Annotated in this window: 24 protein-coding genes; 7 read left to right on the top strand and 17 right to left on the bottom strand. The window is 69.0% G+C overall.

The window, feature by feature from the left end:
• Positions 1 to 15: 15 nt before the first annotated feature.
• Complete coding sequence (locus CCZ27_RS17520; protein ID WP_096450338.1) at positions 16 to 909, top strand: DMT family transporter; 894 nt, start codon at positions 16 to 18, stop codon at positions 907 to 909.
• A gap of 88 nt (positions 910 to 997) precedes the next feature.
• Here the strand turns inward: CCZ27_RS17520 and CCZ27_RS17515 are convergent, their stop codons facing one another.
• From CCZ27_RS17515 to CCZ27_RS17485, 7 genes are all read right to left on the bottom strand, one after another.
• A complete protein-coding gene (locus tag CCZ27_RS17515; RefSeq protein ID WP_198363166.1) occupies positions 998 to 2,272 on the bottom strand; it encodes a glycosyltransferase family 4 protein in 1,275 nt (424 codons plus the stop codon).
• 269 nt (positions 2,273 to 2,541) lie between these two features.
• Positions 2,542 to 2,784, bottom strand: a complete 243-nt coding sequence (locus CCZ27_RS17510; protein ID WP_096450336.1) for a formate dehydrogenase subunit delta — start codon at positions 2,782 to 2,784, stop codon at positions 2,542 to 2,544.
• A gap of 7 nt (positions 2,785 to 2,791) precedes the next feature.
• A complete protein-coding gene (gene fdhD, locus CCZ27_RS17505) occupies positions 2,792 to 3,673 on the bottom strand; it encodes a formate dehydrogenase accessory sulfurtransferase FdhD (RefSeq protein WP_096450334.1) in 882 nt (293 codons plus the stop codon).
• Positions 3,666 to 6,542 (bottom strand): formate dehydrogenase subunit alpha, encoded by a 2,877-nt coding sequence (fdhF, locus tag CCZ27_RS17500; protein ID WP_096450332.1) that lies wholly within the window; start codon positions 6,540 to 6,542, stop codon positions 3,666 to 3,668. The genes fdhD and fdhF overlap by 8 nt, the downstream gene beginning before the upstream one ends.
• 125 nt (positions 6,543 to 6,667) lie before the next feature.
• Positions 6,668 to 8,218, bottom strand: coding sequence for a formate dehydrogenase beta subunit (locus CCZ27_RS17495; protein ID WP_096450330.1), 1,551 nt, complete (start codon positions 8,216 to 8,218; stop codon positions 6,668 to 6,670).
• On the bottom strand, positions 8,215 to 8,703 hold the full coding sequence (locus CCZ27_RS17490; protein ID WP_096450328.1) for a formate dehydrogenase subunit gamma: 489 nt from the start codon (positions 8,701 to 8,703) through the stop codon (positions 8,215 to 8,217). Before CCZ27_RS17490 ends, CCZ27_RS17495 begins: the two co-directional genes overlap by 4 nt.
• Positions 8,704 to 8,797: 94 nt before the next feature.
• A complete protein-coding gene (locus CCZ27_RS17485) occupies positions 8,798 to 9,688 on the bottom strand; it encodes a LysR substrate-binding domain-containing protein (protein WP_096450326.1) in 891 nt (296 codons plus the stop codon).
• 77 nt (positions 9,689 to 9,765) lie between these two features.
• On the opposite strand from CCZ27_RS17485, the gene CCZ27_RS17480 reads away from it, so the two are divergent.
• Positions 9,766 to 10,386 (top strand): 2-hydroxychromene-2-carboxylate isomerase, encoded by a 621-nt coding sequence (locus CCZ27_RS17480; protein WP_096450324.1) that lies wholly within the window; start codon positions 9,766 to 9,768, stop codon positions 10,384 to 10,386.
• A gap of 69 nt (positions 10,387 to 10,455) precedes the next feature.
• On the opposite strand, the gene CCZ27_RS17475 is transcribed toward CCZ27_RS17480, so the two are convergent.
• Positions 10,456 to 11,142: a hypothetical protein gene (locus CCZ27_RS17475; RefSeq protein WP_096450321.1), complete on the bottom strand. Its 687-nt coding sequence runs from the start codon at positions 11,140 to 11,142 to the stop codon at positions 10,456 to 10,458.
• Positions 11,143 to 11,239: 97 nt separating this feature from the next.
• Between CCZ27_RS17475 and CCZ27_RS17470 the strand changes: the two genes are divergently transcribed.
• The gene (locus CCZ27_RS17470; RefSeq protein ID WP_096450319.1) at positions 11,240 to 13,171 is read left to right on the top strand and encodes an ATP-binding cassette domain-containing protein; all 1,932 of its coding nucleotides are present in this window, start codon (positions 11,240 to 11,242) and stop codon (positions 13,169 to 13,171) included.
• 48 nt (positions 13,172 to 13,219) lie between these two features.
• Here the strand turns inward: CCZ27_RS17470 and CCZ27_RS17465 are convergent, their stop codons facing one another.
• On the bottom strand, positions 13,220 to 14,422 hold the full coding sequence (locus CCZ27_RS17465; protein ID WP_096450317.1) for an HD-GYP domain-containing protein: 1,203 nt from the start codon (positions 14,420 to 14,422) through the stop codon (positions 13,220 to 13,222).
• 154 nt (positions 14,423 to 14,576) lie between these two features.
• Here CCZ27_RS17465 and thrH point away from each other — a divergent pair, with 154 nt between their 5' ends.
• Together thrH and purU are read left to right on the top strand one after the other, a co-directional pair.
• On the top strand, positions 14,577 to 15,188 hold the full coding sequence (gene thrH, locus CCZ27_RS17460; RefSeq protein WP_096450315.1) for a bifunctional phosphoserine phosphatase/homoserine phosphotransferase ThrH: 612 nt from the start codon (positions 14,577 to 14,579) through the stop codon (positions 15,186 to 15,188).
• Positions 15,189 to 15,282: 94 nt separating this feature from the next.
• Complete coding sequence (gene purU, locus CCZ27_RS17455) at positions 15,283 to 16,170, top strand: formyltetrahydrofolate deformylase (protein WP_096450313.1); 888 nt, start codon at positions 15,283 to 15,285, stop codon at positions 16,168 to 16,170.
• A gap of 76 nt (positions 16,171 to 16,246) precedes the next feature.
• Here the strand turns inward: purU and CCZ27_RS17450 are convergent, their stop codons facing one another.
• The 4 genes from CCZ27_RS17450 to CCZ27_RS17435 form a co-directional block, all read right to left on the bottom strand.
• Positions 16,247 to 16,510: a hypothetical protein gene (locus CCZ27_RS17450; RefSeq protein WP_096452740.1), complete on the bottom strand. Its 264-nt coding sequence runs from the start codon at positions 16,508 to 16,510 to the stop codon at positions 16,247 to 16,249.
• 341 nt (positions 16,511 to 16,851) lie between these two features.
• Complete coding sequence (locus CCZ27_RS17445; RefSeq protein WP_096450311.1) at positions 16,852 to 18,162, bottom strand: ammonium transporter; 1,311 nt, start codon at positions 18,160 to 18,162, stop codon at positions 16,852 to 16,854.
• Positions 18,163 to 18,174: 12 nt separating this feature from the next.
• A complete protein-coding gene (glnK, locus tag CCZ27_RS17440) occupies positions 18,175 to 18,513 on the bottom strand; it encodes a P-II family nitrogen regulator (RefSeq protein WP_096450309.1) in 339 nt (112 codons plus the stop codon).
• 62 nt (positions 18,514 to 18,575) lie between these two features.
• Positions 18,576 to 19,295 (bottom strand): TorF family putative porin, encoded by a 720-nt coding sequence (locus CCZ27_RS17435; protein WP_096450307.1) that lies wholly within the window; start codon positions 19,293 to 19,295, stop codon positions 18,576 to 18,578.
• A gap of 300 nt (positions 19,296 to 19,595) precedes the next feature.
• Between CCZ27_RS17435 and CCZ27_RS17430 the strand changes: the two genes are divergently transcribed.
• A complete protein-coding gene (locus CCZ27_RS17430) occupies positions 19,596 to 19,853 on the top strand; it encodes an accessory factor UbiK family protein (RefSeq protein ID WP_096450305.1) in 258 nt (85 codons plus the stop codon).
• Between the two features lie 90 nt (positions 19,854 to 19,943).
• Positions 19,944 to 21,443 carry a YifB family Mg chelatase-like AAA ATPase gene (locus tag CCZ27_RS17425; RefSeq protein WP_096450303.1) on the top strand — a complete coding sequence of 500 codons (1,500 nt, stop codon included), beginning with the start codon at positions 19,944 to 19,946 and terminating at the stop codon, positions 21,441 to 21,443.
• Positions 21,444 to 21,455: 12 nt separating this feature from the next.
• Here CCZ27_RS17425 and CCZ27_RS17420 read toward each other — a convergent pair whose 3' ends face one another.
• From CCZ27_RS17420 to CCZ27_RS17405, 4 genes are read right to left on the bottom strand one after another with little or no spacing between them, the layout of a single operon-like run.
• Complete coding sequence (locus CCZ27_RS17420) at positions 21,456 to 22,190, bottom strand: ABC transporter ATP-binding protein (protein WP_096450301.1); 735 nt, start codon at positions 22,188 to 22,190, stop codon at positions 21,456 to 21,458.
• Positions 22,180 to 22,953: an ABC transporter ATP-binding protein gene (locus tag CCZ27_RS17415; RefSeq protein WP_096450299.1), complete on the bottom strand. Its 774-nt coding sequence runs from the start codon at positions 22,951 to 22,953 to the stop codon at positions 22,180 to 22,182. Before CCZ27_RS17415 ends, CCZ27_RS17420 begins: the two co-directional genes overlap by 11 nt.
• Positions 22,950 to 24,059 (bottom strand): ABC transporter permease subunit, encoded by a 1,110-nt coding sequence (locus CCZ27_RS17410; protein WP_096450297.1) that lies wholly within the window; start codon positions 24,057 to 24,059, stop codon positions 22,950 to 22,952. Before CCZ27_RS17410 ends, CCZ27_RS17415 begins: the two co-directional genes overlap by 4 nt.
• 15 nt (positions 24,060 to 24,074) lie before the next feature.
• Positions 24,075 to 25,007 carry a branched-chain amino acid ABC transporter permease gene (locus CCZ27_RS17405; RefSeq protein WP_096450295.1) on the bottom strand — a complete coding sequence of 311 codons (933 nt, stop codon included), beginning with the start codon at positions 25,005 to 25,007 and terminating at the stop codon, positions 24,075 to 24,077.
• Positions 25,008 to 25,049 lie beyond the last annotated feature (42 nt).

The raw sequence follows: 25,049 nt of genomic DNA, 5'->3' as shown, positions 1-25,049 counted from the left end.
TGCCATGAGGGCCCGATGCCTCCCAAGACCCAACTCGATCGCCTCGCCATCGGCCTGATGCTCGTCTTCTGCACGATCTGGGGCGTGCAGCAGGTGGCGGTGAAGATCGCCAGCGCCGGCATCTCACCCGTGTGGCAGGCGGGCTTGCGTTCGATCGGAGCCGCGCTGCTGGTGTGGGCGTGGTCCGCGCTGCGCGGCGTGCGGCTGTTCGAGCGCGACGGCACGCTGCTGCCGGGCCTGCTCGCCGGCCTGCTGTTCGCCGGCGAATTCGCGCTGCTCTTCCTCGGGCTGCAGTTCACCACCGCGTCGCGCGGCGTGATCTTCCTCTACACCGCGCCCTTCGTCGTCGCGCTCGGCGCGGTGTGGCTGCTGCCGCACGAGCACATGCGGCGGGCGCAATGGACCGGCATGGGGCTGGCGTTTGCCGGCGTGCTGGCGCTGTTCGGCGAGAACCTGCTGCATCCGGCCGGGCGGGCGTGGATCGGCGACCTGATGGTGTTCGCCGCCGCTGTGCTGTGGGCGGGGACCACGCTCACCGTGAAGGCGTCGGCACTGGCGCGGGTGTCCGCCGAGAAGATGCTGCTGTACCAGCTCGCGGTGTCGGCGCTGGCGCTGCCCCTGCTGTCGCTGCTGCTGGGCGAGCCCGGCGTGTTCGCGCCCACGCCCGCGGTGTGGGCCAGCCTCGCGTTCCAGACGGTGGCGGTCGCCTCGGCGAGCTATCTCGGCTGGTTCTGGCTCATCCGCCACTATCCGGCGACGCGGCTGTCGTCGTTTTCCTTCCTGACGCCGGTCATGGGCGTGCTGGCCGGCGGCCTGCTGCTGGGCGAGACGCTGACGCCGGCGGTGTTCGCCGCCCTGGCGCTGGTCGGCACCGGCATCTGGGTCGCCAACCGGCCCGGCCGCCGCTAGCGCGGCGCGCGTCGGCCGGTGGCGGCGTGCTCCGCCTGCGCCAAGTGCCCGATGACGCAGGAAGGATTCTTTCGGCCCAGGCCGGCTGCTACCCCGGGAATGCGCCGCCGGCCGCCGCCGCGACCTCTGCGGAGTCTGCGCGCGCAACCGGTGCGTTGCCTTCCACGTCCAGGAATGCACCGAATCTCGCGACGGCCTCCACGCGACAGTACCGGCGGCTGGTCTCGATGCGGGCCCGCTCGCGCAGGCCGGCGAAATCGGCCGGTGCTTCGAGTGCCTCGACGGTACGCGCGGCAATCGCCTCGCGATCGAAGAAGTCTGCGAGCACCCCGTTCTCGCCATGGCGCACGACCTCCTGCACCGGCTCGGTGCGCGAGGCGATCAGGAGGCAGCCGCTGGCCATGGCTTCGAGCATCGACCAGGAGAGTACGAAGGGATAGGTCAGATAGACATGGGCGGCCGATACCTGCAGCACTTTCCGATACACGTCGTAGGGCAGTTTTCCGAGGAAATGGGTGCGGGCGGGGTCCAGGCTGACTTCCCGCAGCATCTTCTCGCGCCAGTTCGGTGCGTCCTTCGGGCGCTTCCCGTAGCTCACCTCGTCACCGCCGACGATCAGGGCATGGCATCGCTTGTGCCGGCGCTGGATAAGTTCGAGCGCCCGCATGAATACGTGGAACCCCCGATAGGGTTCGAGATTGCGGGCCACGTAGGTGATGACGGGATCGCCGGCGCGCAGGGACGTGCCGTCCTTCAGCGTGAGCCGGGCCTCGGGGTCGGGGGCGAGCCCTTCCGTCTCGATGCCTTCGTGGATGACGGCGATCTTGTCGCGATATGCCGCCGGATGGCGGCTGTGCTGCCAGCGGGTCGGGCTGACCCCGGCATCGCAGTTCTCCAGATTCAGGGTGTGGAGGGCATTCCACGTGCGTACCCGGGCACGATCGTCGAAGGTGGAGGGAAATTCGGGATCGAATGCCCAGTCGGCCTCCTGGTTGCGGTAGAACCATTCGCAGAAGTGGATGAGGCGCGCGTCCGGATACACGTCTTTCAGATAGAGCGTCTCGCCCCAGCCGGGATGGGCGATGACGATGTCCGGCCGATATCCCTGGGCCTTGAGCCCGAGCAGGGCCCGCGCCACCGCCTGGCCGTGGAGCACGGCCTGCTCCATCTGCCTCAGGTAGTGATGCTGCTCCCGGTTGGGTGGCCGATGCAGCCGGTAGCGGATGCAGGAGATCCCGGGAAGCCCCGGGGCGCTTTCGCGGCCCAGTCCCAGCACCTGCCAGCCGGGTCTACCGGCCCAACTGGCGGCGATGTGGCGAAACTGGCCGGGAAAGTTCTGGTGTATGAGCAGCACCCGCATCATCGTTCTCCAAGGCTTTCATCCCCAGGCATTTCACATCCGGGTATCTGCCGGGATGGGCGAGGTACGGCGTATCGCTGGCCTCGTGCGATTGCATGTATTCATGCGCAGGGATGCGCAAGATGGGCAAAGGCATTGACGATAACTATCGTCATATGAAAAGTCAATATACAAGCCGGACGAGACATCGCGGTCTCTCCGGCCGTCCATCCTCCCGGATGGACCTGACTTCGCATGAGCGGCGAGCGGGCGTTCCCTGCGCGGTACGCGCTTCAGCCGGATGGGGTGGTTTCGCCTTGCGCCAGGTGCTTCTTCGCCGCCTCGGCGATCACCGCGTGCAGGCCGCGCATGTCGTCGCCCTCGGCGATGCAGGCGAGCAGTTCGCGGCGCATCTGCGGCGTCCAGAACATCTGCAGGTGCCTGGCGATCGCGGCTTCCGCCTCGCTGCGGTCGGGGTAGGCGGCGAAGTAGTCGCCGATGCGGTTGGCCATGCGCACGAGGTTGTCGATGTCCATGGTGGTTTCAGGCGATGAGGGTTTCGGGAAAGGTGTAGGCGGTGCCGCGGCCGCCGCGGGCGAAACCCACCAGCGTGAGGCCGGCGTCGAGGGCCAGCCGCACCGCGTGCGCGGTGGGCGCGGAAACCGCGGCCAGGGCGCCGATGCCGGCGGCGGCGGTCTTGTAGATCATCTCGTAGCTGGCGCGGCTGGTGACGACGACGAAGCCGTCCCGCGGGTCGCCGCCCCAGCGCAGCAGGGCGCCGATGAGCTTGTCGAGTGCGTTGTGGCGGCCCACGTCCTCGCGCACCAGCAGTACTTCGCCGTCGGCGGCGGCCCAGGCGGCGGCATGCGCTCCGCCGGTCTTGCGGTGCAGCGGCTGGTCGTGGCCGAGTTCGTCCAGCGCGCGCGCCAGCGCCCGCCGCGACAGCGCGAAGCGGTGGGTGAGCGGCGCCACCGGCCGCATCGCCGCGGACAGGCTGTCGACGCCGCACAGTCCACAGCCTGTCCGTCCGGCGAGCGAGCGGCGGCGCAGCTTGAGGTGGGCGAAGCGCTCGGCGGCCAGTTCGATGCGCACCTCGATGCCTTCGCCGGTCGTGACGATGTCCATGCCGTAGATGTCCTGCCGGCGGGACACGATGCCCTCGGTGAGACTGAAGCCGTAGGCGAAATCCTCCAGGTCGGAGGGCGTCGTCAGCATCACCGCGTGGGAGATGCCGTTGTAGACGAGCGCGACGGCGATTTCCTCGACCAGCGTGTCCTGCACCGCGCGCGCCTGGCTTCCGCCCTGCCCGGCGCCGTCCCATGCCGCGGCGCTCACCGTCGCATGGTCGGGCGGCAGGTCGAAACCGTCCTTTCCCGGTTCGCCGGCCGGGTAGGCGGGCAGGAGGCGGGCGCGCGGCTCAAGCATCGACCTTGCCTTTTTCCGCCTCGCGGTGGCCCTGCAGGTAGGCTTTCTGGCGCGCGGCGAAGTCGTGGTGGCGGCGCTGCCATTCGGACGGCTGGCTCACCGGCACCACCTGCACCGCGGTGACCTTGTATTCCGGGCAGTTGGTCGCCCAGTCGGAGTTGTCGGTGGTGATGACGTTGGCGCCCGATTCCGGGAAGTGGAAGGTGGTATAGACCACGCCGGGCTGCACGCGCCCGGTGACGGTGGCGCGCAGCACGGTCTCGCCGGCGCGGCTCGCCACGCCGACCCAGTCGCCGTCCCGGATGCCGCGTTCCTCGGCGTCGTGGGGATGGATCTCCAGCCTGTCCTCGGCATGCCACACGATGTTGGCGGTGCGCCGCGTCTGCGCGCCGACGTTGTACTGGCTCAGGATGCGCCCGGTGGTCAGCAGCAGCGGGTAGCGCTTGCTGGCGCGCTCGTCGGTCGGCACGTAGGCGGTGAGCATGAAGCGGCCCTTGCCGCGCACGAAGTGGTCGACGTGCATGATCGGCGTGCCTTCGGGGGCGGCTTCGTTGCATGGCCACTGGATGCTGCCGAGTGCGTCCAGCCTGGCGTAGCCGACGCCGTGGAAGGTGGGCGTGAGGCGGGCGATCTCGTCCATGATCTCGGACGGATGCGCGTAGTCCATCGGGTAGCCCAGTGCTCTCGCCAGCGCGCAGGTCACCTCCCAGTCGGCCATGCCGGCCAGCGGCGGCATCACCTTGCGCACGCGCGAGATGCGGCGCTCCGCGTTGGTGAAGGTGCCGTCCTTTTCGAGGAAGGACGAACCGGGCAGGAAGACGTGGGCGTACTTGGCCGTCTCGTTGAGGAAGATGTCCTGCACCACCACGCACTCCATCGCCCGCAGCGCCGCCTCGACGTGCTGGGTGTTGGGGTCGGACTGGGCGATGTCCTCGCCTTCGATGTAGAGGCCGAGGAAGCTGCCGTCCAGCGCCGCCTCGAACATGTTCGGGATGCGCATGCCCGGTTCGGGGTCGATCGCGACGCCCCACTCCGATTCGAACAGGCCGCGGGTGGCGGCATCCGACACATGGCGGTAGCCGGGCAGTTCGTGCGGGAAGGAGCCCATGTCGCACGAACCCTGCACGTTGTTCTGGCCGCGCAGCGGGTTGACGCCCACGCCCATGCGTCCGACGTTGCCGGTGGCCATCGCCAGGTTCGCGATCGCCATCACCATGGTCGAGCCCTGCGAATGCTCGGTGACGCCCAGGCCGTAGTAGATGGCGGCATTGCCGCCGGTGGCGTACAGGCGGGCGGCGCCGCGCACCGCTTCGGCCGGCACGCCGGTGACCGCCGCGGTGGCTTCGGGCGAGTTCTCCGGCCGCGCGACGAAATCGCGCCACTGGCGGCAGGCGGCTTCCTCGCAGCGTTCGGCGACGAAGGCTTCGTTCACCAGCCCTTCGGTGACGATGACGTGCGCCAGCGCGTTGGCGACGGCGACGTTGGTGCCGGGCAGGAGCTTGAGGTGGTAGTCGGCCTGCACGTGCGGCGTCTTCACCAACTCGATGCTGCGCGGGTCGACCACGATCAGCTTCGCGCCCTCGCGCAGCCGGCGCTTGAGCAGCGAGCCGAACACCGGGTGGCCCTCGGTCGGGTTGGCGCCGATCACCATGACGACGTCGGCCTGCAGCACCGATTCGAAGGTCTGCGTGCCGGCCGATTCGCCCAGCGTCTGCTTGAGGCCGTAGCCGGTGGGCGAATGGCAGACGCGCGCGCAGGTGTCGACGTTGTTGTTGCCGAAGGCGGCGCGCACCAGCTTCTGCACCAGATAGGTTTCCTCGTTGGTGCAGCGCGACGAGGTGATGCCGCCCACCGCGCCGCGGCCGTACCTGGCCTGGATGCGGCGGAATTCGCCCGCGGCGTGGCCGATCGCCTCTTCCCAGCTCACCTTGCGCCAGGGCTCGTCGATGCTGGCGCGGATCATCGGCGTGGTGATGCGGTCCGGATGGGTGGCGTAGCCCCAGGCGAAGCGGCCCTTCACGCACGAATGGCCCATGTTCGCCTTGCCGTCCTTGTGCGGCACCATGCGCACCACTTCGCTGCCCTTGAGCTCGGCCTTGAACGAGCAGCCCACGCCGCAGTAGGCGCAGGTGGTGATCACGCTCTTTTCCGCCTGGCCCATGGCGATGACGGATTTTTCCATCAGCGTGGCGGTAGGGCAGGCTTGCACGCAGGCGCCGCAGGACACGCATTCGGATTCGAGGAAGGGCTGGCTGGTGCCGGCCGCGACGCGCGAATCGAAGCCGCGGCCGGAGATCGTCAGCGCGAAGGTGCCCTGGATCTCCTCGCAGGCGCGCACGCAGCGGTTGCACACGATGCACTTGGCGGGGTCGTAGGCGAAGTAGGGGTTGGACAGGTCGGGCGCGACCGCGCTCCTGCTGTCGAAATGATTGCGCCCTTCCATGCCGTAGCGCACTTCGCGCAGGCCGACCACGCCGGCCATGTCCTGCAGCTCGCAGTTGCCGTTGGCGGCGCAGGTCAGGCAGTCGAGCGGGTGGTCGGAGATGTAGAGTTCCATCACGCCGCGGCGCAGCTCGGCCAGCCGGGCGCTCTGCGTGCGCACCACCATGCCGGCCTCCGCCGGCGTCGTACAGGAGGCCGGGTAGCCGCGCCGGCCTTCGATCTCGACCAGGCACAGGCGGCACGAGCCGAACGGCTCCAGGCTGTCGGTGGCGCACAGCTTGGGGATGCGGTTGCCGGCCAGTTCCGCGGCACGCATCACCGATGTGCCGGCCGGCACGCTCACCGGGGTGCCGTCGATCTCCAGCGTCACCATCCCGGTGGACGTGCGCTTCGGCGTGCCGTAATCGGGTTCGCGAAAAATGGTCATTCTTGTCTCCTGCACATTTGCCTCGTCCGCCCGTGCCGTCCCTCGAAGGGCTCTTTCGGCCGGGCGGCGTACCTCCTGCCGCGCTTCGCTTCCCTACGGGCGACAGCGCGGGGCGTTCAGGCCGTTCAGGCCGCCGCCGTCTTGTCGATGCCGAAGTCTTCGGGGAAGTGCTTCAGCGCGGACTGCACCGGGTAGGGCGTCATGCCGCCCATCGCGCACAGCGAACCCGCCAGCATGGTGTCGCACAGCGAGTCGAGCAGCGCGATGTTCCGGCCCCGCTCCTGCCCGGCGATGATGCGGTCGATCACCTCCACGCCGCGTACCGCGCCGATGCGGCAGGGCGTGCACTTGCCGCAGGATTCCTCGGCGCAGAAGGCCATCGCGTGGCGCGCCATCTTCGCCATGTCCACGCTGTCGTCGAAGGCGACGATGCCGCCGTGGCCGACCATCGCGCCCATCGCCGCGTACTGTTCGTAGTCCAGCGGCATGTCGAACCGTGCCGCGGGCACATAGGCGCCGAGCGGTCCGCCGACCTGCGCGGTGCGCAGCGGCCGGCCGCTGGCGCTGCCGCCGCCATAGTCTTCCAGCAGTTCGCGCAGCGTGACGCCGAAGGCTTTTTCCACCAGGCCGGTGTGGCGCAGGTTGCCGGCGAGCTGGAAGGGCAGGGTGCCGCGCGAGCGGCCCAGCCCGTAGTCGCGGTAGAAGGCGGCACCGCGCGCGAGGATGAGCGGCACGGTGGCGAGGCTCATCACGTTGTTGATCACCGTCGGCCTGCCGAACAGGCCCGACACCGCCGGCAGCGGCGGCTTGGCGCGCACCACGCCGCGCTTGCCCTCGAGGCTTTCCAGCATCGAGGTTTCCTCGCCGCAGATGTAGGCGCCGGCGCCCAGGCGCACGTCGATGTCGAAGGCGCGCCCGCAGCCGGCGACGCTCGCGCCCAGCCAGCCGGCGGTGCGTGCGCGCGCGACCGCGGCCTGCAGCGTGCGGAAGGCGTGCGGGTATTCGGAGCGCACGTAGATGTAGCCCTGCGTCGCACCCACCGCCAGGCCGGCGATCGCCATGCCCTCGATCAGGCAGTAGGGGTCGCCCTCCATCAGCATGCGGTCGGAGAAGGTGCCGGAGTCGCCCTCGTCGGCATTGCAGGCGACGTACTTCTGCGCCGCCGGCGTGTCGAGCACGGTTTTCCACTTGATGCCGGTGGGGAAGGCGGCGCCGCCGCGGCCGCGCAGGCCGGAATCGGTGACCTCCTGCACCACCTCGGCCGGCGGCATGGCGGCCGCCCGTTCGAGGCCGGCGAAGCCGCCGTGCGCGCGGTAGTCGTCCAGGCTGAGCGGGTCGGTCACGCCCACGCGGGCGAAGGTCAGGCGCTCCTGGCGGGCGAGGAAGGGGATCTGCCCGGTGAGGCCGTGGCACAGCGAATGCGCCGCGCCCTGATGGAAGCCGGCGTCGAACAGCCCGGCCACGTCTTCGGGCTGCACCGGGCCGTAGGCGACGCGCCCCTGCGGCGTGTCGACCTCGACCAGCGGTTCGAGCCAGAACAGGCCGCGCGAACCGTTGCGCACGACTTCGACCTCGATGCCGCGCACCGCGGCCTCGTGGCGGATCGCGCGCGCGACCTGCTCGGCGCCGAGCGACAGCGCGCTGGAATCGATCGGGACGTAGAGGCGCACGCTCATGCCGGCGCTCCTTCGTGCTGCTGCAGTTCCTTTAAGACCGCATCGAAGCGCCGTCCGTTCATGCGGCCGAGGATGTCATCGTCCACCCGCATCGCCGGCGAACAGGCGCAGTTGCCCAGGCAATACACCGGCTCCAGGGTCACCGCGCCGTCCGCGGTGGTCTGGTGGAAACCGATGCCGAGCTTCGCCTTCACGTGCGCCTCCAGCGCCTCGGCGCCCATCGCCAGACAGGATTCGGCGCGGCACACCTGCACCACGTGGCGGCCGGGCGGGGTGCGGCGGAAATGGTGATAGAAGCTGACCACGCCCTCCACCTCGGCGCGCGAAAGATTGAGTGCCGAGGCGATCATCGGCAGCGCCTCGTCGGGCACGTAGCCGTAGCTGTCCTGGATCGCGTGCAGGATGGGCAGCGTGGCGCCGGGCAGTTCACGGCGCGCAGCGATCAGGGCGGCAAGCCCCGCCGCCGAGGGTGTCTCCTTGGTCATTGTCTTCACACCTTGCGCAAGTGTTGTGTGACAGGACGATAGGCCGGCGCCGTGTTCGTGCCAAGCGAATTATTCAGAAGAGGTGTTCGGTTTTCTAGAACGCCCCGACGAGCCCTCCGGCCTGCTCGAAAAGGGCTGAGATCATGGTGGAGCGCGGCTCGCGGGCCAGCGTGACGAGGCCGGTGTGCCACTTCACCGCGGGCGCGACCAGGCGCAGGGTATGGAAGCCGCTGGGCGCGCCGATCAGTTCCAGCACGCTGCTCGGCAGGATGCTGCCCCACGGGCCGGCGCGCACGTGGGCGAGGATGCTGAGGATGGAGTTGGTCTCCAGGCTGATCTGCGGCGCGCAGCCGAGTTCGGCGAACACCCGGTCTATGGTCTGCCGGTTCTGCATGTCGCGCGACAGCAGGCACAGCGGCTGCTGCGCGGCCCGGTGCCATTCGATCTCGTCGCGCCCGGCGAGCGGGCCGCCGCTGCGCGTCAGGAAGGCGAGGTCTTCCTCCCAGATCGGCAGGCAGTGCAGGTCGCCCGCGCTGCCGGATTCCACGTACAGGATGCCGGCCTCCAGCTCGAAGCTGCGCAACTGCGCGAGGATGGTCTGCGTGCTGGCCGAACGCACCTCGATGTTCACGCGCGGATGGCTGCGCGCGAACGGCGCGGTCAGCGCCGAGATCACCGCCAGCGCGGTCGGGATTACGCCGACGCGCAACTGGCCGCTGAGCCCGCCGCGCATCACGTCCAGCGCCTGGCGCAGATCCTCCGCGTCGGCCACCGCGCGCTTGGCGTGCGCCACCACGCATTCGCCCTCGGGCGTGAAGCCGGCGAACTGCTGGCCGCGCTCGACCAGCACCACGCCCAGCTCCTGTTCGAGGTCGCGGATGCCGGTCGACAGCGTGGACGGCGATACGTGGCAGGACGCGGCGGCCTTGCCGAAGTGGCGCTCGCGCGCCAGCGCGATCAGGTAGAGGTACTTGCGCGAGATCATCGGCGCGAGCGTACACCCGAACGCACCCGCGGGTGCATCGGCTATAGTTCCTGCGTCATCCCTTCCGGCCGCCCGCCATGCCGCGTCCCAGCATCGAGTTCTGGTTCGAATTCGCCAGCACGTATTCCTATCTGACGGTGATGCGCATCGGCGACGCCGCGCGGCGGGCGGAGGTCGACGTCGTCTGGCGGCCCTTCCTGCTCGGGCCGGTGTTCCTCGCCCTGGGCTGGAACGATTCGCCGTTCAACATCTACCCGCCCAAGGGGCGCTACATGTGGCGCGACCTCGCGCGGCTGGCGGACAAGTACGGCCTGCCGTTCCGCCTGCCCGGCCGTTTTCCGCGCAACGGCCTGCTGGCGGCCCGGGTGGCGCTGATCGGCGCCCGGGAAGGCTGGGTGGAGCGCTTTTCGCAGGCGGTCATGGCGGCGAACTTCGCCGAGGACCGCGAAATCTCCGAGCCGGCGGTGATCGCCGACATCCTTGCCGCGCTGGCGCTGCCCGCCGACGACATCCTGCAGCGGGCGCAGGCCGCACCCAACAAGCTGGCGCTGCGCGAGCAGACGGACCGCGCCGTGGAACTGGGGCTGTTCGGCGCGCCGAGTTTCCGCGTCGATGGCGAGCTGTTCTGGGGCAACGACCGCCTGGAAGACGCGCTCGCCTGGGCGCGCGGCGAGCGGCTGCCGCCGGCGGTCGGCTGAAATCCGCCGGCGGCGCCTGGCGCACGCAGGGGCCGCCGCGCCTCGGACAGAGCCGTGCTGCTGCCGGCGTCAGCGCTTGCCGGCGGCCTCGCGCGCTTGTTCCGCCTGCTCCGCTTCGTATTCGCGGATGCGCTTGTCGTAGCGTGCGCGGTCGGCCTCCGCCTGGCGTGCCCGCTTGGCGGCCTCGGCTTCGGCCTTCGCGCGCGCGCTGGCGCGTGCGGCGTCCTTCTCGGCGCGTGCGGCTTCGGCTTCGCGTTCGGCCTTCTGCAGATCCGCTTCGCGCTGGGAGCGCAGACGCTCGGCCTCGGGCGTCGGCTGCACCGTGGCATCGCCGGCCGGAGATGGCGCCGCCGGTGCGAGAGGGGCATTCGTGACGTCGCTGCGCTTGGCCTCGGCGGCGGCGCGTTGGCGTTCGGCCAGCTCGATGCGGCGCGCCTCGGCCTCGATCCCGCGCGCGCGCCGGATGGTCTCGAGCCGCTGGGCCCTTGCCTCGTCGATGCAGCGGTTGACGAGGAACTTCTTGTAGCACGCGGCTTCGGTGCTGCGGTAGTCCGACTCGGCCTCATCCCGCAGGGCCTGTCCCTGCGCCTTCAGGCGCGCGGCCTGCTGCGACGGGGTTTCCGTTCCGGCGGCGGCCGACGGCGCGGCTGCCTGGCCGGCGGAGTCTTCCGCCACCGCTTCCTGTGCGCAGGCGGGGGCGAGCGCAGTGCAGGAGGCGGACAGGGTCAGCAGCAGGGCGGCGAGACGGCGGGACATGCGCGGCAACTCCGGTGGGTTCGGGTGAAGACGTCGGTCGGGCGCGTAGAATACCGCCTTTATTTCGCCCGGCGCGCCCGCGCGCTCGTTTCAAGACGTGATCAGCCTCCGCAACCTGCGCCTCGCCCGCGGCGCCAAGACCCTGATCGAAGGCGCGAGCCTGCAGATCTTCCCCGGCTGGAAGGTCGGCCTGACGGGCGCCAACGGCAGCGGCAAGTCCAGCCTGTTCGCGCTGCTGCGCGGCCGGCTCCACCCCGACCAGGGCGACCTCGAGATGCCGCCCGGCTGGGTCGTCGCCCATGTCGCGCAGGAAACCCCCGGCCTGCCACAGCCGGCGATCGAGTACGTGCTGGACGGCGATGCCGAACTGCGCAGGGTGCAGGCCGACCTGGCCGCCGCCGAGGCCGCCCACGACGGCGCGCGCATCGGCGAGCTGCATGCCCGCCTGCACGAGATCGGCGGCTACGCGGCGCCCGCCCGCGCCGCGGCGCTGCTCGACGGCCTGGGCTTCCTGCCCGCCGAGGTCGCGCGCCCGGTGGCGGATTTTTCCGGCGGCTGGCGCATGCGGCTGAACCTCGCGCAGGCGCTGATGTGCCGCTCCGACCTGCTGCTGCTGGACGAGCCGACCAACCACCTCGACCTCGACGCGGTGATCTGGCTGGAAGCCTGGCTGCGCGACTACCGCGGCACGCTGCTCTTGATCTCGCACGACCGCGAATTCCTCGATGCCTGCGTCACCCACGTCGCCCACATCGAACAGAAGAAGCTCGCCCTCTACACCGGCGGCTATTCCGATTTCGAGCGCCAGCGCGGCGAGCGCCTGCTGCAGCAGCAGGCGATGTACGAGAAGCAACAGCGCGAGATCGCGCACATGGAGGACTACATCCGCCGCTTCCGCGCCAAGGCCACCAAGGCGCGCCAGGCGCAGAGCCGCATCAAGGCGCTCGAGCGCATGGAGCGCATCGCCGCGGCCCATATCGATACACCCTTCACCTTCGGTTTCCGCGAGGCGCCGCCGGCACCCGATCCGCTGCTGCAGATCGAGGACGGCGCGGCCGGCTACGGCGGCCGCATGGTGCTCGAGCGCATCGGCCTCACGCTGCGCCCGGGCGAGCGTGTCGGCCTGCTCGGCCGCAACGGCGCCGGCAAGTCGACGCTGATCAAGCTGCTGGCGGACGAACTGCCGCTTGCCGCCGGCCGCCGGCTGGAAGGCAAGGGCCTGGCCACCGGCTATTTCGCGCAGCATCAGCTCGAAACCCTGCGGCCGGACGAATCCGCGCTGCAGCACGTGATGCGTCTCGATCCGGGCGCGCGCGAGCAGGATCTGCGCGACTACCTCGGCGGCTTCGACTTTCGCGGCGACGGCGCCGGCGGCACGTCCACGCCGGCGACCACGCCCTGCGGGCCGTTCTCCGGCGGCGAGAAGTCGCGCCTCGCGCTGGCGCTGCTGATCTGGCAGCGGCCCAACCTGCTGCTGCTGGACGAACCCACCAACCACCTCGACCTGGAGATGCGCCACGCGCTGACGATGGCGCTGCAGGACTATGAGGGCGCGATGGTGCTGGTGTCGCACGACCGGGCGCTGCTGCGCGCCACCTGCGACCGCTTCGTGCTGGTCGACGGCGGCCGCATCCAGCCCTTCGACGGCGATCTCGACGACTACCGCGACTGGCTCGCCGCACGCCGCGCCGAAGCCGCGGCGGCGGCGCAGTGCCCGGACCAGGCGGCCGACAAGGCCGCGCGCAAGGCCGACCGCGCCCAGGCCGCGGCCGACCGCCAGGCGCGGCTGGCGGCGCGCCGGCCGCTGGTGAAGGAGATCGAGCAGATCGACAAGCGCCTGGCGGCGTGGAACGAGGAAAAGGCCGGGCTCGACGCGCAACTCGCCGATCCGGCGCTCTACACCGGCCCGCAGGCGGGCGAGGTGCCGGCGCTGGGCAAGCGCCAGGCCGAGCTGGCCGGACGCATCGAGGAGGCGGAACTGCGCTGGCTGGAACTGCACGAGGCGCTGGAGGCGATTCCGGCGGATTGACCGGCGCCGGCCCGGAACCGGCAGGGCGCATGGCCCCGTACGCGGACGTCAGCCCGGGAGCCAGCGCGCCGGATCGATGTCCCACGTGGCGAAGTCCTCGTGCCCGGCGATGCGGTCCTGCGAATGGCGCAGATCGATCGTCTCGGGCGCGAGGTAGTACCCCTTCGTGTGGTACATGACCAGGACCGACGGATGCATCAGGTCGTCGCCATGCTGGCGCTGCACCACCGCCAGCCGGCCGCTCGCCAGGCGCACCAGCGAACCGGTGGGGTAGATCCCCACCGAGCGGATGAAAGCCTGGACCAGCTTGGGGTTGAAGTGGAACTTGCCCCACTCCAGCAGCTTGCGCAGCGCCTCGGTGGGCACCATGCCGCGGTGATAGACGCGGTTCGAGGTGATCGCGTCGTACACGTCGACGATCGCCCCCATCTGGCCGTACAGGCTGATCTCGTCTCCCTTCAGCCCGTTCGGGTAGCCGGTGCCGTCGAAGCGTTCGTGGTGCTGGGCCGCCACGTCGAGCGCGATGTCGCTGATGCCGGGCGTGGCCTGCAGGATGATCTTGCTCTGCACCACGTGGCTCTTCATCTTGACGGCTTCGGCGTCGGTGAGCTTGGCCGGCTTGTTCAGGATCTCGTCGGGCACCTTCGCCTTGCCCACGTCGTGCAGCAGGGCGCCGATCGCGATCTCGCGGATGGTGGGGCGGTCCAGGCCCAGTGCGCGCGCGAACGTGGTCATCAGCGTGCACACCGACACCGAGTGCTGGAAGGTGTATTCGTCGTGGCTCTTCAGCCGTGCCAGTGGCAGCAGGGCATCCTGGTTGCGGAAGATCGAGTCGACGATGCGCTCGACCAGCGGCTCGACCTTCTCGAGTTCGATCTGCCTGCCCAGGCGCACGTCGTCCATCATGTCGCGCACGATGCGGTTGGCCTCGCGATGCAGGGCGACGGCGCGGGTCACCTCGTCGGCGAGGGAGGAGCGCGCCGCGGGCGCTTCCGGCGCGGAGGCGATGGTCTCGAGTTCGTCCTGCGCCGCCCTGTCGGTTTCCTGCTGCGTGGGTGCCTCCAGCACGTCGGCACCGCGCTCGGTGTCGATGTAGATCTCCTGTACGCCGATTTCGCGGACCTTGGCCACGGTCTCCTCGTCCTTCACCGCGAAGCGGCTGCGCAGGAAGTTGTGGTCCATCCACCCGCAATTGAGGTCGTGGATGTACATGCCGGGGCGGAGCTGGCCGATCGCGATGCGCTTGATCATTGTCTTTGCATATGGAGTTTGCGCGATTCTAGCCGCAGGCCGGAGCGGAGAGGGGGGAAGAATCCACGCTCGCCCGCAGATGGGGCCGGCGCGGGCGGGCTGAGGCGGGTTTCGCGGATGTTAGAATCGCCGCTTTCCCGCTCAGGAGCGCCCGGTGCGTATCGTCTGTCTCGACCTCGAAGGTGTCCTGGTCCCCGAAATCTGGATCGAATTCGCTGAGCGTACCGGCATCCCCGGGCTGCGCCGCACCACGCGCGACGAGCCGGACTACGACACGCTGATGAAGTACCGCCTGAACATCCTCGCGGAAAGGAAGCTCGGCCTGCCCGACATCCAGAAGGTCATCGCCGGCATGGGGCCGATGTCCGGCGCGCGCGAGTTTCTCGACGACCTGCGCGACGCCTACCAGGTCGTGATCCTGTCCGACACCTTCTACGAGTTCGCCAAGCCGCTGATGAAGCAGCTCGGCATGCCCACGCTGTTCTGCCACAGCCTCGAAGCCGACGGCGAGGGCATCCTGGTGAACTACCACCTGCGCATGCCGGACCAGAAGCGCGAGGCGGTCAGGCGCTTCAAGGAACTCAACTTCAAGGTCGTCGCCGCGGGCGATTCCTACAACGACACCGCGATGCTGGGCGAAGCCGACGGCGGCATCCTGTTCCACCCGCCGGAAAACGTCGTCCGCGAATTCCCGCAGTATCCGGTGGTGCGCGACTACGGCGCGCTGCGCCAGGAAATCGACAAGGCTTTCGCCAGCGCCCGCTGATTCCGGCGACGGCCCGCACGCGGCCGCCGCCCGCCACGTTCGCCGCCCCCGCGGGGGCCGGGTTTCTTCAATTCACGTCTTGCAGCACACTGCCATGCACCGCGAACGCTTCTACACGCTTTCCGCCTCCTGCCCCGACCGTGTCGGCATCGTCGCCCGGGTGTCCGGCTTCTTCGCCGGGCACGGCGGCTGGATACTCGAGACGTCCCTGCACGCCGAGCCGCCGGCCGACCCTGCCGGCAGCGGCGAATCCGTCGGCCGCTACTTCATGCGCATCGAGATCAAGGCCGATTCGCTGCCCTTCCACCTCGCCGAGCTGCGCGAGCGCTTCCGCCCGCTGGCCGAGGAGCTGGAAATGGACTGGAAGATCACCGACTCGGCGGTCAAGAAGCGCGTCGTGCTGCTGGTGAGCAAGCAGGAGCACTGCCTGTACGACCTGCTCGCGCGCTGGAAGTCGAAGGAACTCGACATCGAGATCCCCTGCGTGATCTCCAACCACGACACCTTCCGCGGCTTCGTCGAGTGGCACGGCATCCCCTTCCATCACGTGCCGGTCGCGCCCGACAACAAGACGGGGGCCTATGCCGAGGTGCAGCGCATCTTCGAGGAAGTGCGCGGCGACACCATGGTGCTGGCGCGCTACATGCAGATCCTGTCGCCCGGGCTGTGTGCCGCCTACCCGGGCCGCATCATCAACATCCACCACAGTTTCCTGCCCAGCTTCGTCGGCGCCAGGCCCTACCACCAGGCTTGGGCCAAGGGCGTCAAGCTGATCGGCGCCACCTGCCACTACGTGACTGCCGATCTCGACCAGGGGCCGATCATCGAGCAGGACGTGATCCGCATCGACCACTCCGACGCGGTCGAGGACATGGTGCGCTACGGCAAGGACATCGAGAAGACCGTTCTCGCCCGCGGCCTGCGCTACCACCTGGAAGACCGCGTGCTGGTGCACGGCAACAAGACGATCGTGTTCCGCTGAAAGGTCCGCAGCCGGCGCGCCGACCGGAAAGCCGCCGCGCCGGCCACGATCGGCGCCGGGGCGGCGGCGGCCGGGCTCACGACCGCGACGGATAGTCGGTCACGAAACGGGTACGCACCCGCCGGGCGCGTTCCACCTTCTCCGTATCGCCGTTGCGTGCCGCATGGTCGATGAGTTCGTCCATGTACTCGGTGAGCACCAGCACGCCGGCCGACGTCTGCACCAGGCAGCAGGCCATCTGTGCGGCGGCGATGCCGGAGATGCCGCGGTATTCGGCGAGGAGGGCAACTTCCTCGTCGCTGATGCCGCAGTAATCGAGGCAGTCTCGAATCGATAGCATGTGGATGTCCTCCAGAAAAACCGTCGTCTGATGCGACGTGTCGCCCGTCCTGGAACCGGTCCAGGCAGGATTGGCCATCATACGTCATCCGCATTACAGATGTAAGTATGTGATTTTTAAAGATAAATGCTGTGGTGCACAAAGTGGCGGAAGTGCCGCGGCGGCCGACCTCTTCCACCACTGCCGCCACCCGCGCAGAGGCGGCGGCACGTGATTCCGCCGCCGCCGGGACCTTCTCCGGGGATGGCCGGCGGCGGACGGGACGCGCAGGCCCCGCGAAAAAAACGGCGCCCCGCAGGGCGCCGCAGCATGCCTGGCGCGCAGGGGCGCCGCGGACGTGCTCAGTTCTGGTACGCGGTCTCGCCGTGGGCGGTGATGTCGAGACCTTCGCGCTCCTCGTCCTCCGGCACACGCAGGCCGATCAGCACATCGACGATCTTGTAGGAGACGAAGGACACGACGCCGCTCCACACGATGGTCAGCAGCACGCTCTTGGCCTGGATCCAGACCTGGCTCGCGATCGAGAAGTCCGCCGCGCCGGTGCCGCCGAAGGCGGGGGCGGCGAGCACGCCGGTGAGGATGGCGCCGACGATGCCGCCCACGCCATGCACGCCGAACACGTCGAAGGCGTCATCCACGCGGAGCATGCGCTTGAGGCCGCTGACGCCCCACAGGCACACCAGGCCGGCGATCAGGCCCAGCACGATCGAACCCATCGGTCCGACGAATCCGGCCGCCGGGGTCACCGCGACGAGGCCCGCCACCGCGCCGGACGCGGCGCCGAGCATCGAAGGCTTGCTCTTGAACAGCGCTTCGCCGGCGATCCAGGACAGCGTTGCCGCGCCGGTGGCCAGGATGGTGTTGATGAAGGCGAGCGCGGCTCCCGAGGTGGCGCCGAGCGCCGAACCGGCGTTGAAGCCGAACCAGCCCACCCACAGCAGCGAGGCACCGACCATGGTCAGCGTCAGCGAATGCGGGGTCAGCGCCTCGCGGCCGAAGCCGATGCGCTTGCCCACCAGGTAGGCACCCACCAGGCCGGCGACGCCGGCGTTGATGTGCACCACGGTGCCGCCGGCGAAGTCGAGCGCGCCGTCCTCGAACAGCAGGCCGCCCGCGGACCACACCATGTGCGCCATCGGCAGGTAGCTGAAGGTGAACCACAGCACCGAGAACAGCAGCACCGACGAGAACTTGATGCGCTCGGCGAAGGCTCCGATGATCAGCGCGCAGGTGATGGCGGCGAAGGTCGACTGGAAGGCGACGAACACGTATTCGGGCAGGCTGCCCGACAGCGTGTCGATGGTGACGCCGTTCAGGAAGATCTTGTCCAGGCTGCCGATGAAGGTGCCTTCGCCGCCGAATGCCAGGCTGTAGCCATACAGCGCCCACAGCACGGTGATCAGCGAGAAGATCACGAAGACCTGCATCAGCACCGACAGCATGTTCTTGCTGCGTGCCAGCCCGCCGTAGAACAGCGCCAGGCCGGGGATCACCATCAGGATCACCAGCATCGTCGAGGTCAGCATCCAGGCGACGTCGCCGTGGTCGACCTGTACCGCGGCTGCGGCCGCGTCCTGGGCGCACGAGGTGCCCGCGAAGCCGGCGGCGGCGGCTGCCAGCAGGATCGAAAGCAGTTTGGAGCGAAGTTTCATTTTTGTTCTCCCTTACAGGGCGTCGGTGCCGGTTTCGCCGGTGCGGATGCGGATGGCCTGCTCGAGGTCGAAGACGAAGATCTTGCCGTCGCCGATCTTGCCGGTGGCGGCCGACTTCTCGATCGCCTCGATGGCCTGGTCGAGGATGTCGTCGGAAATCGCGGCTTCGATCTTCACCTTGGGCAGGAAGTCGACCACGTATTCGGCGCCGCGGTAGAGTTCCGTGTGGCCCTTCTGGCGGCCGAAGCCCTTGACCTCGGTGACGGTGATGCCCTGCACGCCGATCGCGGACAGCGCCTCGCGCACTTCGTCGAGCTTGAAGGGTTTGATGATGGCGGCGATGAATTTCATTTCAATCTCCTCGGGGCCAGCCGCCTCGTTCCATGCGGCGGCCGGGCGGTTGCGTTGAAGGATCAGAAGGCGCGGCTGATCGACAGGATCACGCGTTCGTCGCCGAGATCCGACTTGCTGTCGTCGGTATCGACGTAGTGCAGGCCGAGATCGAAGCCGCCCAGCGACTTGGTGACGCCGACTTTCCAGTCGTTGTAGGAGGTGCCGTAGCCGCCCTCGATCTTCTGGCGGCCGATGTGCGCATTCAGCTTCAGGCCGTCGACGATCTCGTAGCTGGCCGACAGGTCGAAGTACTGGCTGCCGTCGGATTTCTTCGTGCCGAACAGGTCGGTGAAACTGTACGAATACTTGAAGGTCAGGAATTCCCACGACACGCCGACATAGCCTTCCAGCGTGTTCGGGCTGTTGAAGCCCTTCGGATAGCTGCCCGGGTAGTAGTACTGCAGCAGGCCGACGTCGTAGCCGAAGGCACCGACCGTGCCCTTGTAGCCGCCATAGACGTCGAGTTCGAGGCTGTTGCTGACCTTGGGATCGGCATCGGACAGCCACGACACGTTCGTGCCCCACACGCCGGCGTAGAGGCCGCTGGCGTGCGCATAGTCGAAGCCGCCCTGTAGCGCCGGCTTCTCGTCGGTCTGGCTGTAGCCGCGATAGGCATAGTCGGAGACGATGCCGACGTTGGCGGTGAAGGGGCTGGCTTCCTCGGCGTGCGCGGTGCCGGCGATCGGCAGCAGCGTCATCAGGGCCGCGACCGAGACGGCGGTGAGGGTGGGCTTGCTCATTGTTTTCTCCTTGTGAGAGTGAAGGTGCTGACGGCTGACCTTAAGCATGCGCCGTGCCATATCCATGAAATCGGCGCCAGAAAAGGGATTCGAGGCAGCCGCAGGTATGCCGTCATGGCGTGCTAATGCTGCATTGCAGGAAAAATCACGCGCAACGGCAGCCTGGATGCACCAGTGTGGTGCGTGACAATGGCATCGGGCACCAAATAGGAGGGGCGAGGTGTTTTCCGCCCCGGAATCCGGCCCTGGGCGCCGTGCTAAACTGGCGCCCGTCCCCCATCAGGTAGTGAAGACGCCGCCATGAGCACCCCCCGCTTCCTCGACGAAATCGGTTCCAGGCTGTCCGAACTGGCTGCCAACAGTCCCGCACGCGACATCGAGAAGAACGTCAAGGCCATGCTGGGCAGCGCGTTCAGCCGCCTCGACCTGGTGACGCGCGAGGAATTCGACGTGCAGCGCGAGGTGCTTGCGCAGGCGCGGCAGAAGCTCGGCGAACTCGAGGCGCGTGTCGCCGAACTCGAGGCGAAGCTGGCCGCAGGCGGCGGCAGGCCCGCCTGATCCCTTTCCGGCGGCCGCTCCGGCCGCCATCCGTTTGTCATCGTCCGGGCCTCTCCGCTAGACTGGGCACCCCCCTGTCAGGAGATCCGCATGTCACTTGCGCTGGTCCGCACCCGCGCGCTCGACGGCCTGGATGCGCCCGAGGTCACCGTCGAGGTCCATCTCGCCAATGGCCTGCCGGCGTTCAATCTGGTCGGCCTGCCCGACACCGAGGTGCGCGAGGCGCGCGACCGGGTGCGGGCCGCCATCCTGACCTCGCAGTTCGAGTTCCCGCAGCGCCGCATCACCGTCAACCTCGCGCCGGCCGACCTGCCCAAGGAGGGCGGGCGCTTCGACCTGCCGATCGCCGTCGGCATTCTCGCCGCGTCGGGCCAGGTGAGCGGCGAACTGCTCGATTCGCTCGAGTTCTGCGGCGAACTGTCGCTGACCGGCGGCCTGCGCGCGGTGCGCGGCGTGCTGGCGGCGGCGCTCGCCGCGGCACGGGCCGGGCGCGGCCTCGTCCTCGCCGCCGACAACGGCGGCGAAGCGGCGCTCGCGCGCGAGGCGAGGGTGCTGCCCGCCACCAGCCTGCTCGCGGTATGCGCCCACCTGAACGGGCATGAGGCGCTGGTCCGCCACAGCGTGGCCGCGCCGGCCGGCGAAGCGGCCGCGGCGCCGGATCTGGCCGACGTGCGCGGCCAGTTGCAGGCGCGGCGCGCGCTCGAAGTGGCGGCAGCCGGCGGGCACTCGCTGCTGATGTTCGGCCCGCCCGGAACCGGCAAGTCCATGCTCGCCCAGCGCCTGCCCGGACTGCTGCCGCCGATGGACGAGGCCGAGGCGCTCGAGAGTGCGGCGGTGTTCTCGCTCGAAGGCGGCTTCGAGCCGTCGGCCTGGGGCAGGCGGCCCTTCCGGGCGCCGCATCACTCCGCCTCGGCCGCCGCGCTGGTGGGCGGCGGCGCGTTGCCGCGGCCCGGCGAGATCTCGCTGGCCAACCACGGCGTGCTGTTTCTCGACGAACTGCCGGAGTTCGACCGCCGCGTGCTCGAGTCGCTGCGCGAGCCGCTGGAATCGGGCGTCGTCACCGTGTCGCGCGCGCGCCGGCGGGCCGAGTTTCCGGCGCGCTTCCAACTGGTTGCGGCGATGAATCCCTGCCCCTGCGGCTATGCCGGACATCCGGCGCGCGCCTGCAACTGCACGCCGGACCAGGTGGCGCGCTACCGTCGCCGGCTGTCGGGCCCGCTGCTGGACCGCATCGACCTCACCGTGGAAGTGCCGGCGCTCGCGCACGAGGACCTCGCCGCCGCGCCGGCGGGCGAATCGTCGGCGACGGTGCGTGCCCGCGTGTCGCAGGCGCGCGCCCTGCAGCACGAGCGCCAGGGCGGTCCCAACGCCAGGCTGGAACCCGGGCGGGTGGAGGAAATCTGCGCGCCGGATGCCGCGGGTGCCGCGCTGCTCAAACAGGCGATGAGCCGGCTGAACCTGTCGGCGCGCGCCTACCATCGCGTGCTGCGTGTGGCGCGCACGCTCGCCGATCTCGCCGGCGCGGAACGCCCCAACATGGTGCATGTGGCCGAGGCGATCCAGTACCGCCGCAGCCTGGACGGGCGATAGGGCGCCGCGGCGTCAGGCAGCCTCGCCCAGGTAGGCCGCGCGCACCTTCGGGTCGGCCAGCAGCGCCTCGCCGGTGCCGGTCAGGGTGATCCTGCCCGATTCCATCACGTAGCCGCGCTGCGCGAATTCCAGCGCCAGGTTGGCGTTCTGCTCGACGAGCAGGATGGTCACGCCTTCCCTGGCGACCGACTGCACGACCTCGAAGATCTTCTCCACGACCAGCGGCGCCAGGCCCATCGACGGTTCGTCGAGCAGCAGCAGTCTGGGGCGCGACAGCAGCGCGCGGCCGATCGCCACCATCTGCTGTTCGCCGCCCGACAGCGTGCCCGCGATCTGGTGCAGGCGTTCCTTCACCCGCGGCAGCATGGTGTAGACGCGTTCCAGGTCGGCGTCGATGCCGGCGGCGTCGCTGCGGGTGTAGGCGCCCATGCGCAGGTTCTCTTCCACCGTCAGCCGGGTGAAGATGCCGCGCCCTTCGGGCACCAGCGCGATGCCGCGGCGCAGGCGCCGGTGGGCCGGCACGGCGTTCATCTTGTCGCCGGCGTAGCTGATTTCGCCGCCGGCCACCGGCAGCACGCCGGCGATCGCGTTCAGCGTGGTGGTCTTGCCGGCGCCGTTGGCGCCGATCAGGCAGACGAGTTCGCCGGCGTAGAGTTCGAGATCGATGCCCTTCACCGCCTTGATGCCGCCGTAGGCGATCTGCAGGTTCTGCAACTGCAGCAGCGGCGATACCGGATTAGTGTGCATGCTTGCCTCCGCCGAGGTAGGCGGCGATCACCGCTTCGTTCTTCTGCACTTCGGCGGGCACGTCCTCGGCGATCTTCCTGCCGAAATCGAGCACGGCGACGCGGTTGCACAGGCCCATCACCAGCTTCACGTCGTGCTCGATCAGCATCACCGTGATGCCGTCGCGGCGGATCTGCTCGATCAGCACCTTCAACTGCGCGGTTTCGGTGGCGTTCATGCCGGCCGCCGGTTCGTCCAGCGCCAGCAACTGCGGCTCGGTGGCCAGCGCGCGGGCGATCTCGAGCCGGCGCTGGTCGCCGTAGGACAGGTTCTTCGACACCACGTCGGCGAAGTGCGCGATGCCGACGTACTTGAGCAGTTCGTAGGCGCGCTCGGTGGTCAGGCGCTCTTCCTCGCGGGTGAAGCGGTTCTGCGTCAGCACGCCCCACACGCCCGCCTTGGTGCGGATGTGGTGGCCGGCCATGACGTTCTCGAGCGCGGTCAGCTCGCGGAACAGGCGGATGTTCTGGAAGGTGCGGGCGATGCCGCGGCCCACCACCTTGTGCGGCTTGCCCGCCGGCAGCTCGGAGCCGTTGAAGACGAACTCGCCGCCGTCCGGCGTGTAGGCGCCGGTCAGCACGTTGAAGAAGGTCGTCTTGCCGGCGCCGTTGGGGCCGATCAGGCCATACACCTCGCCCTTGCGGATGGTCAGCGACACGTCTGACAGCGCCTGCAGGCCGCCGAAGCGCTTGCCGATGCCGCGGGCTTCGAGCAGCGTGATCACTTGGCGCCCTCCTGCTTGAGCTTCTCGGTCAGGTGCCGGTCGTGGGAGTAGCGGGCGCGCGCCGGGATCATGCCCGCCGGGCGCAGCAGCATCATCAGGATCATGGCCAGGGACAGCAGCAGCATGCGCAGCACTTCGGGGTCGAGCAGCACGTGGCCGAACAGCGTCTGCTGCAGCGGCACCGCGACGTCGCGCAGGATCTCGGGCAGCAGGGCGAGCACGAAGGCGCCGACCACCGCGCCGGCGATGTTGCCCATGCCGCCGAACACCACCATGGTGAGCACCGCGATGGACTCCATCAGGCTGAAGCTCTCCGGGCTGACGAAACCCTGGAAGGCGCCGAACAGACAGCCCGACACGCCGCCGAAGGTGGCGCCGAGCGAGAACGCCAGCAGCTTCATGTTGCGGGTGTTGATGCCGATCGCCTTGGCCGCCAGTTCGTCGTCGCGCATCGCCGCCCAGGCACGGCCGATGCGCGAGATCTGCAGGCGCTGGATGAAGAGGATGGAGCCCGTCACCGCCAGCAGGAAGAAGTAGTAGTAGAGGAACAGCGAGTTGATCGTGAAGTTCTCGCCGATCTGGATGTTGCGCGACAGGTCCCAGCCGAACAGGTTGATCGGGTCGATCATGTTGATGCCCTGCGGCCCGTTGGTGATGTTCACCGGGTAGTTCAGGTTCAGCATGAAGATGCGCACGATCTCCCCGAAGCCCAGCGTCACGATGGCGAGGTAGTCGCCCCTCAGCCGCAGCACCGGAAAGCCCAGCGCGATGCCGGCCAGCGCGGCGAAGCCGGCGCCCAGCGGCAGGATCACCCAGAACGGCAGATGGACCTCGAAGTGCGGCGAGGCGAGGAAGGCGAAGGTGTACGCGCCCACCGCGTAGAACGCGATGTAGCCCAGGTCGAGCAGACCGGCGAAGCCCACCACCAGGTTCAGGCCCAGCGCCAGCATCATGTACAGCAGCGCGAAGTCGAGGATGCGCACCCAGCTCCGGCCGAACTGCCAGGCGATCAGCGGCGCGGCCAGCGCGATGATGATGATCAGCCAGCGCGCGGCCATGGGGTTGCGTTTGCCCAGCCAGGGGATGGCGGCGGCGAGTTCGTTCATGGTGTGGTCGCTCCCTTATGCGCGGTCCGACACGCGTTCGCCCAGCAGCCCGGTCGGGCGGAAGATCAGCACCAGCCCGAGGATGATGAAGGCGAAGATGTCCTGGTACGAGGAGTTCAGGAAGCCGAAGGTGAGGTGTTCGATGTAGCCCGCGCCGAAGGATTCGACCAGGCCGAGCACGACGCCGCCGAGCATGGCGCCGCCGAGGTTGCCGATGCCGCCCAGCACCGCGGCGGTGAAGGCTTTCAGGCCGGGCATGAAACCCATGCCGTAGTGGGCGATGCCGTAGTTGCTGGCGAACATCACGCCCGCCACCGCGGCCAGCGCCGCGCCGATGACGAAGGTGAAGGCGATCACCGCATTGGTGTCCACGCCCATCAGGCTGGCGACGCGGTGGTTCTCGGCGGTGGCGCGCATCGCGCGGCCGATCTTGGTGCGATTGACCAGCAGCAGCAGGCCGACCATCAGCGAGGCCGAGACGAGGACGATGGTGACCTGCACCGGGGTCACGAACACGCCCTCGATCGGCTGCAGCGGCGTGGTCGAGATCAGTTGCGGATAGGTGTGGTAGTTGCGCCCCCAGATGATCATCGCGATCGTCTGCAGCAGGAAGGACATGCCGATGGCGGTGATCAGCGGCGCCAGCCGCGGCGCGTTGCGCAGGCGCCGGTAGGCCAGGCGCTCCATCGTGAAACCGAGCAGCATGCACACGACGATCGCCACCAGCAGCGCGATCGACAGCATCACCAGCGGCGACATGCCGGGCGCCATGCCCATGAGGAACATCATGGTCTGCAGTGCGACCAGCGCGCCGACCATCAGCACGTCGCCGTGCGCGAAGTTGATCAGGCCGAGGATGCCGTAGACCATCGTGTAGCCCAGCGCGATCAGCGCATACACGCTGCCGATCACCAGGCCGTTGATGAGTTGCTGGATGAGGGTTTCCATGTTGCCTTTGCCGAGTCTGACGGGCCGCCAGGCAGGCGCGGC

It is taken from the genome of Thauera sp. K11 (assembly GCF_002354895.1).
In the GTDB taxonomy this organism is placed as follows: Bacteria; Pseudomonadota; Gammaproteobacteria; order Burkholderiales; family Rhodocyclaceae; genus Thauera; species Thauera sinica.
The sequence above is the reverse complement of the archived record's forward strand: the minus strand, read 5'-3'. Positions and strand labels throughout refer to the sequence as shown.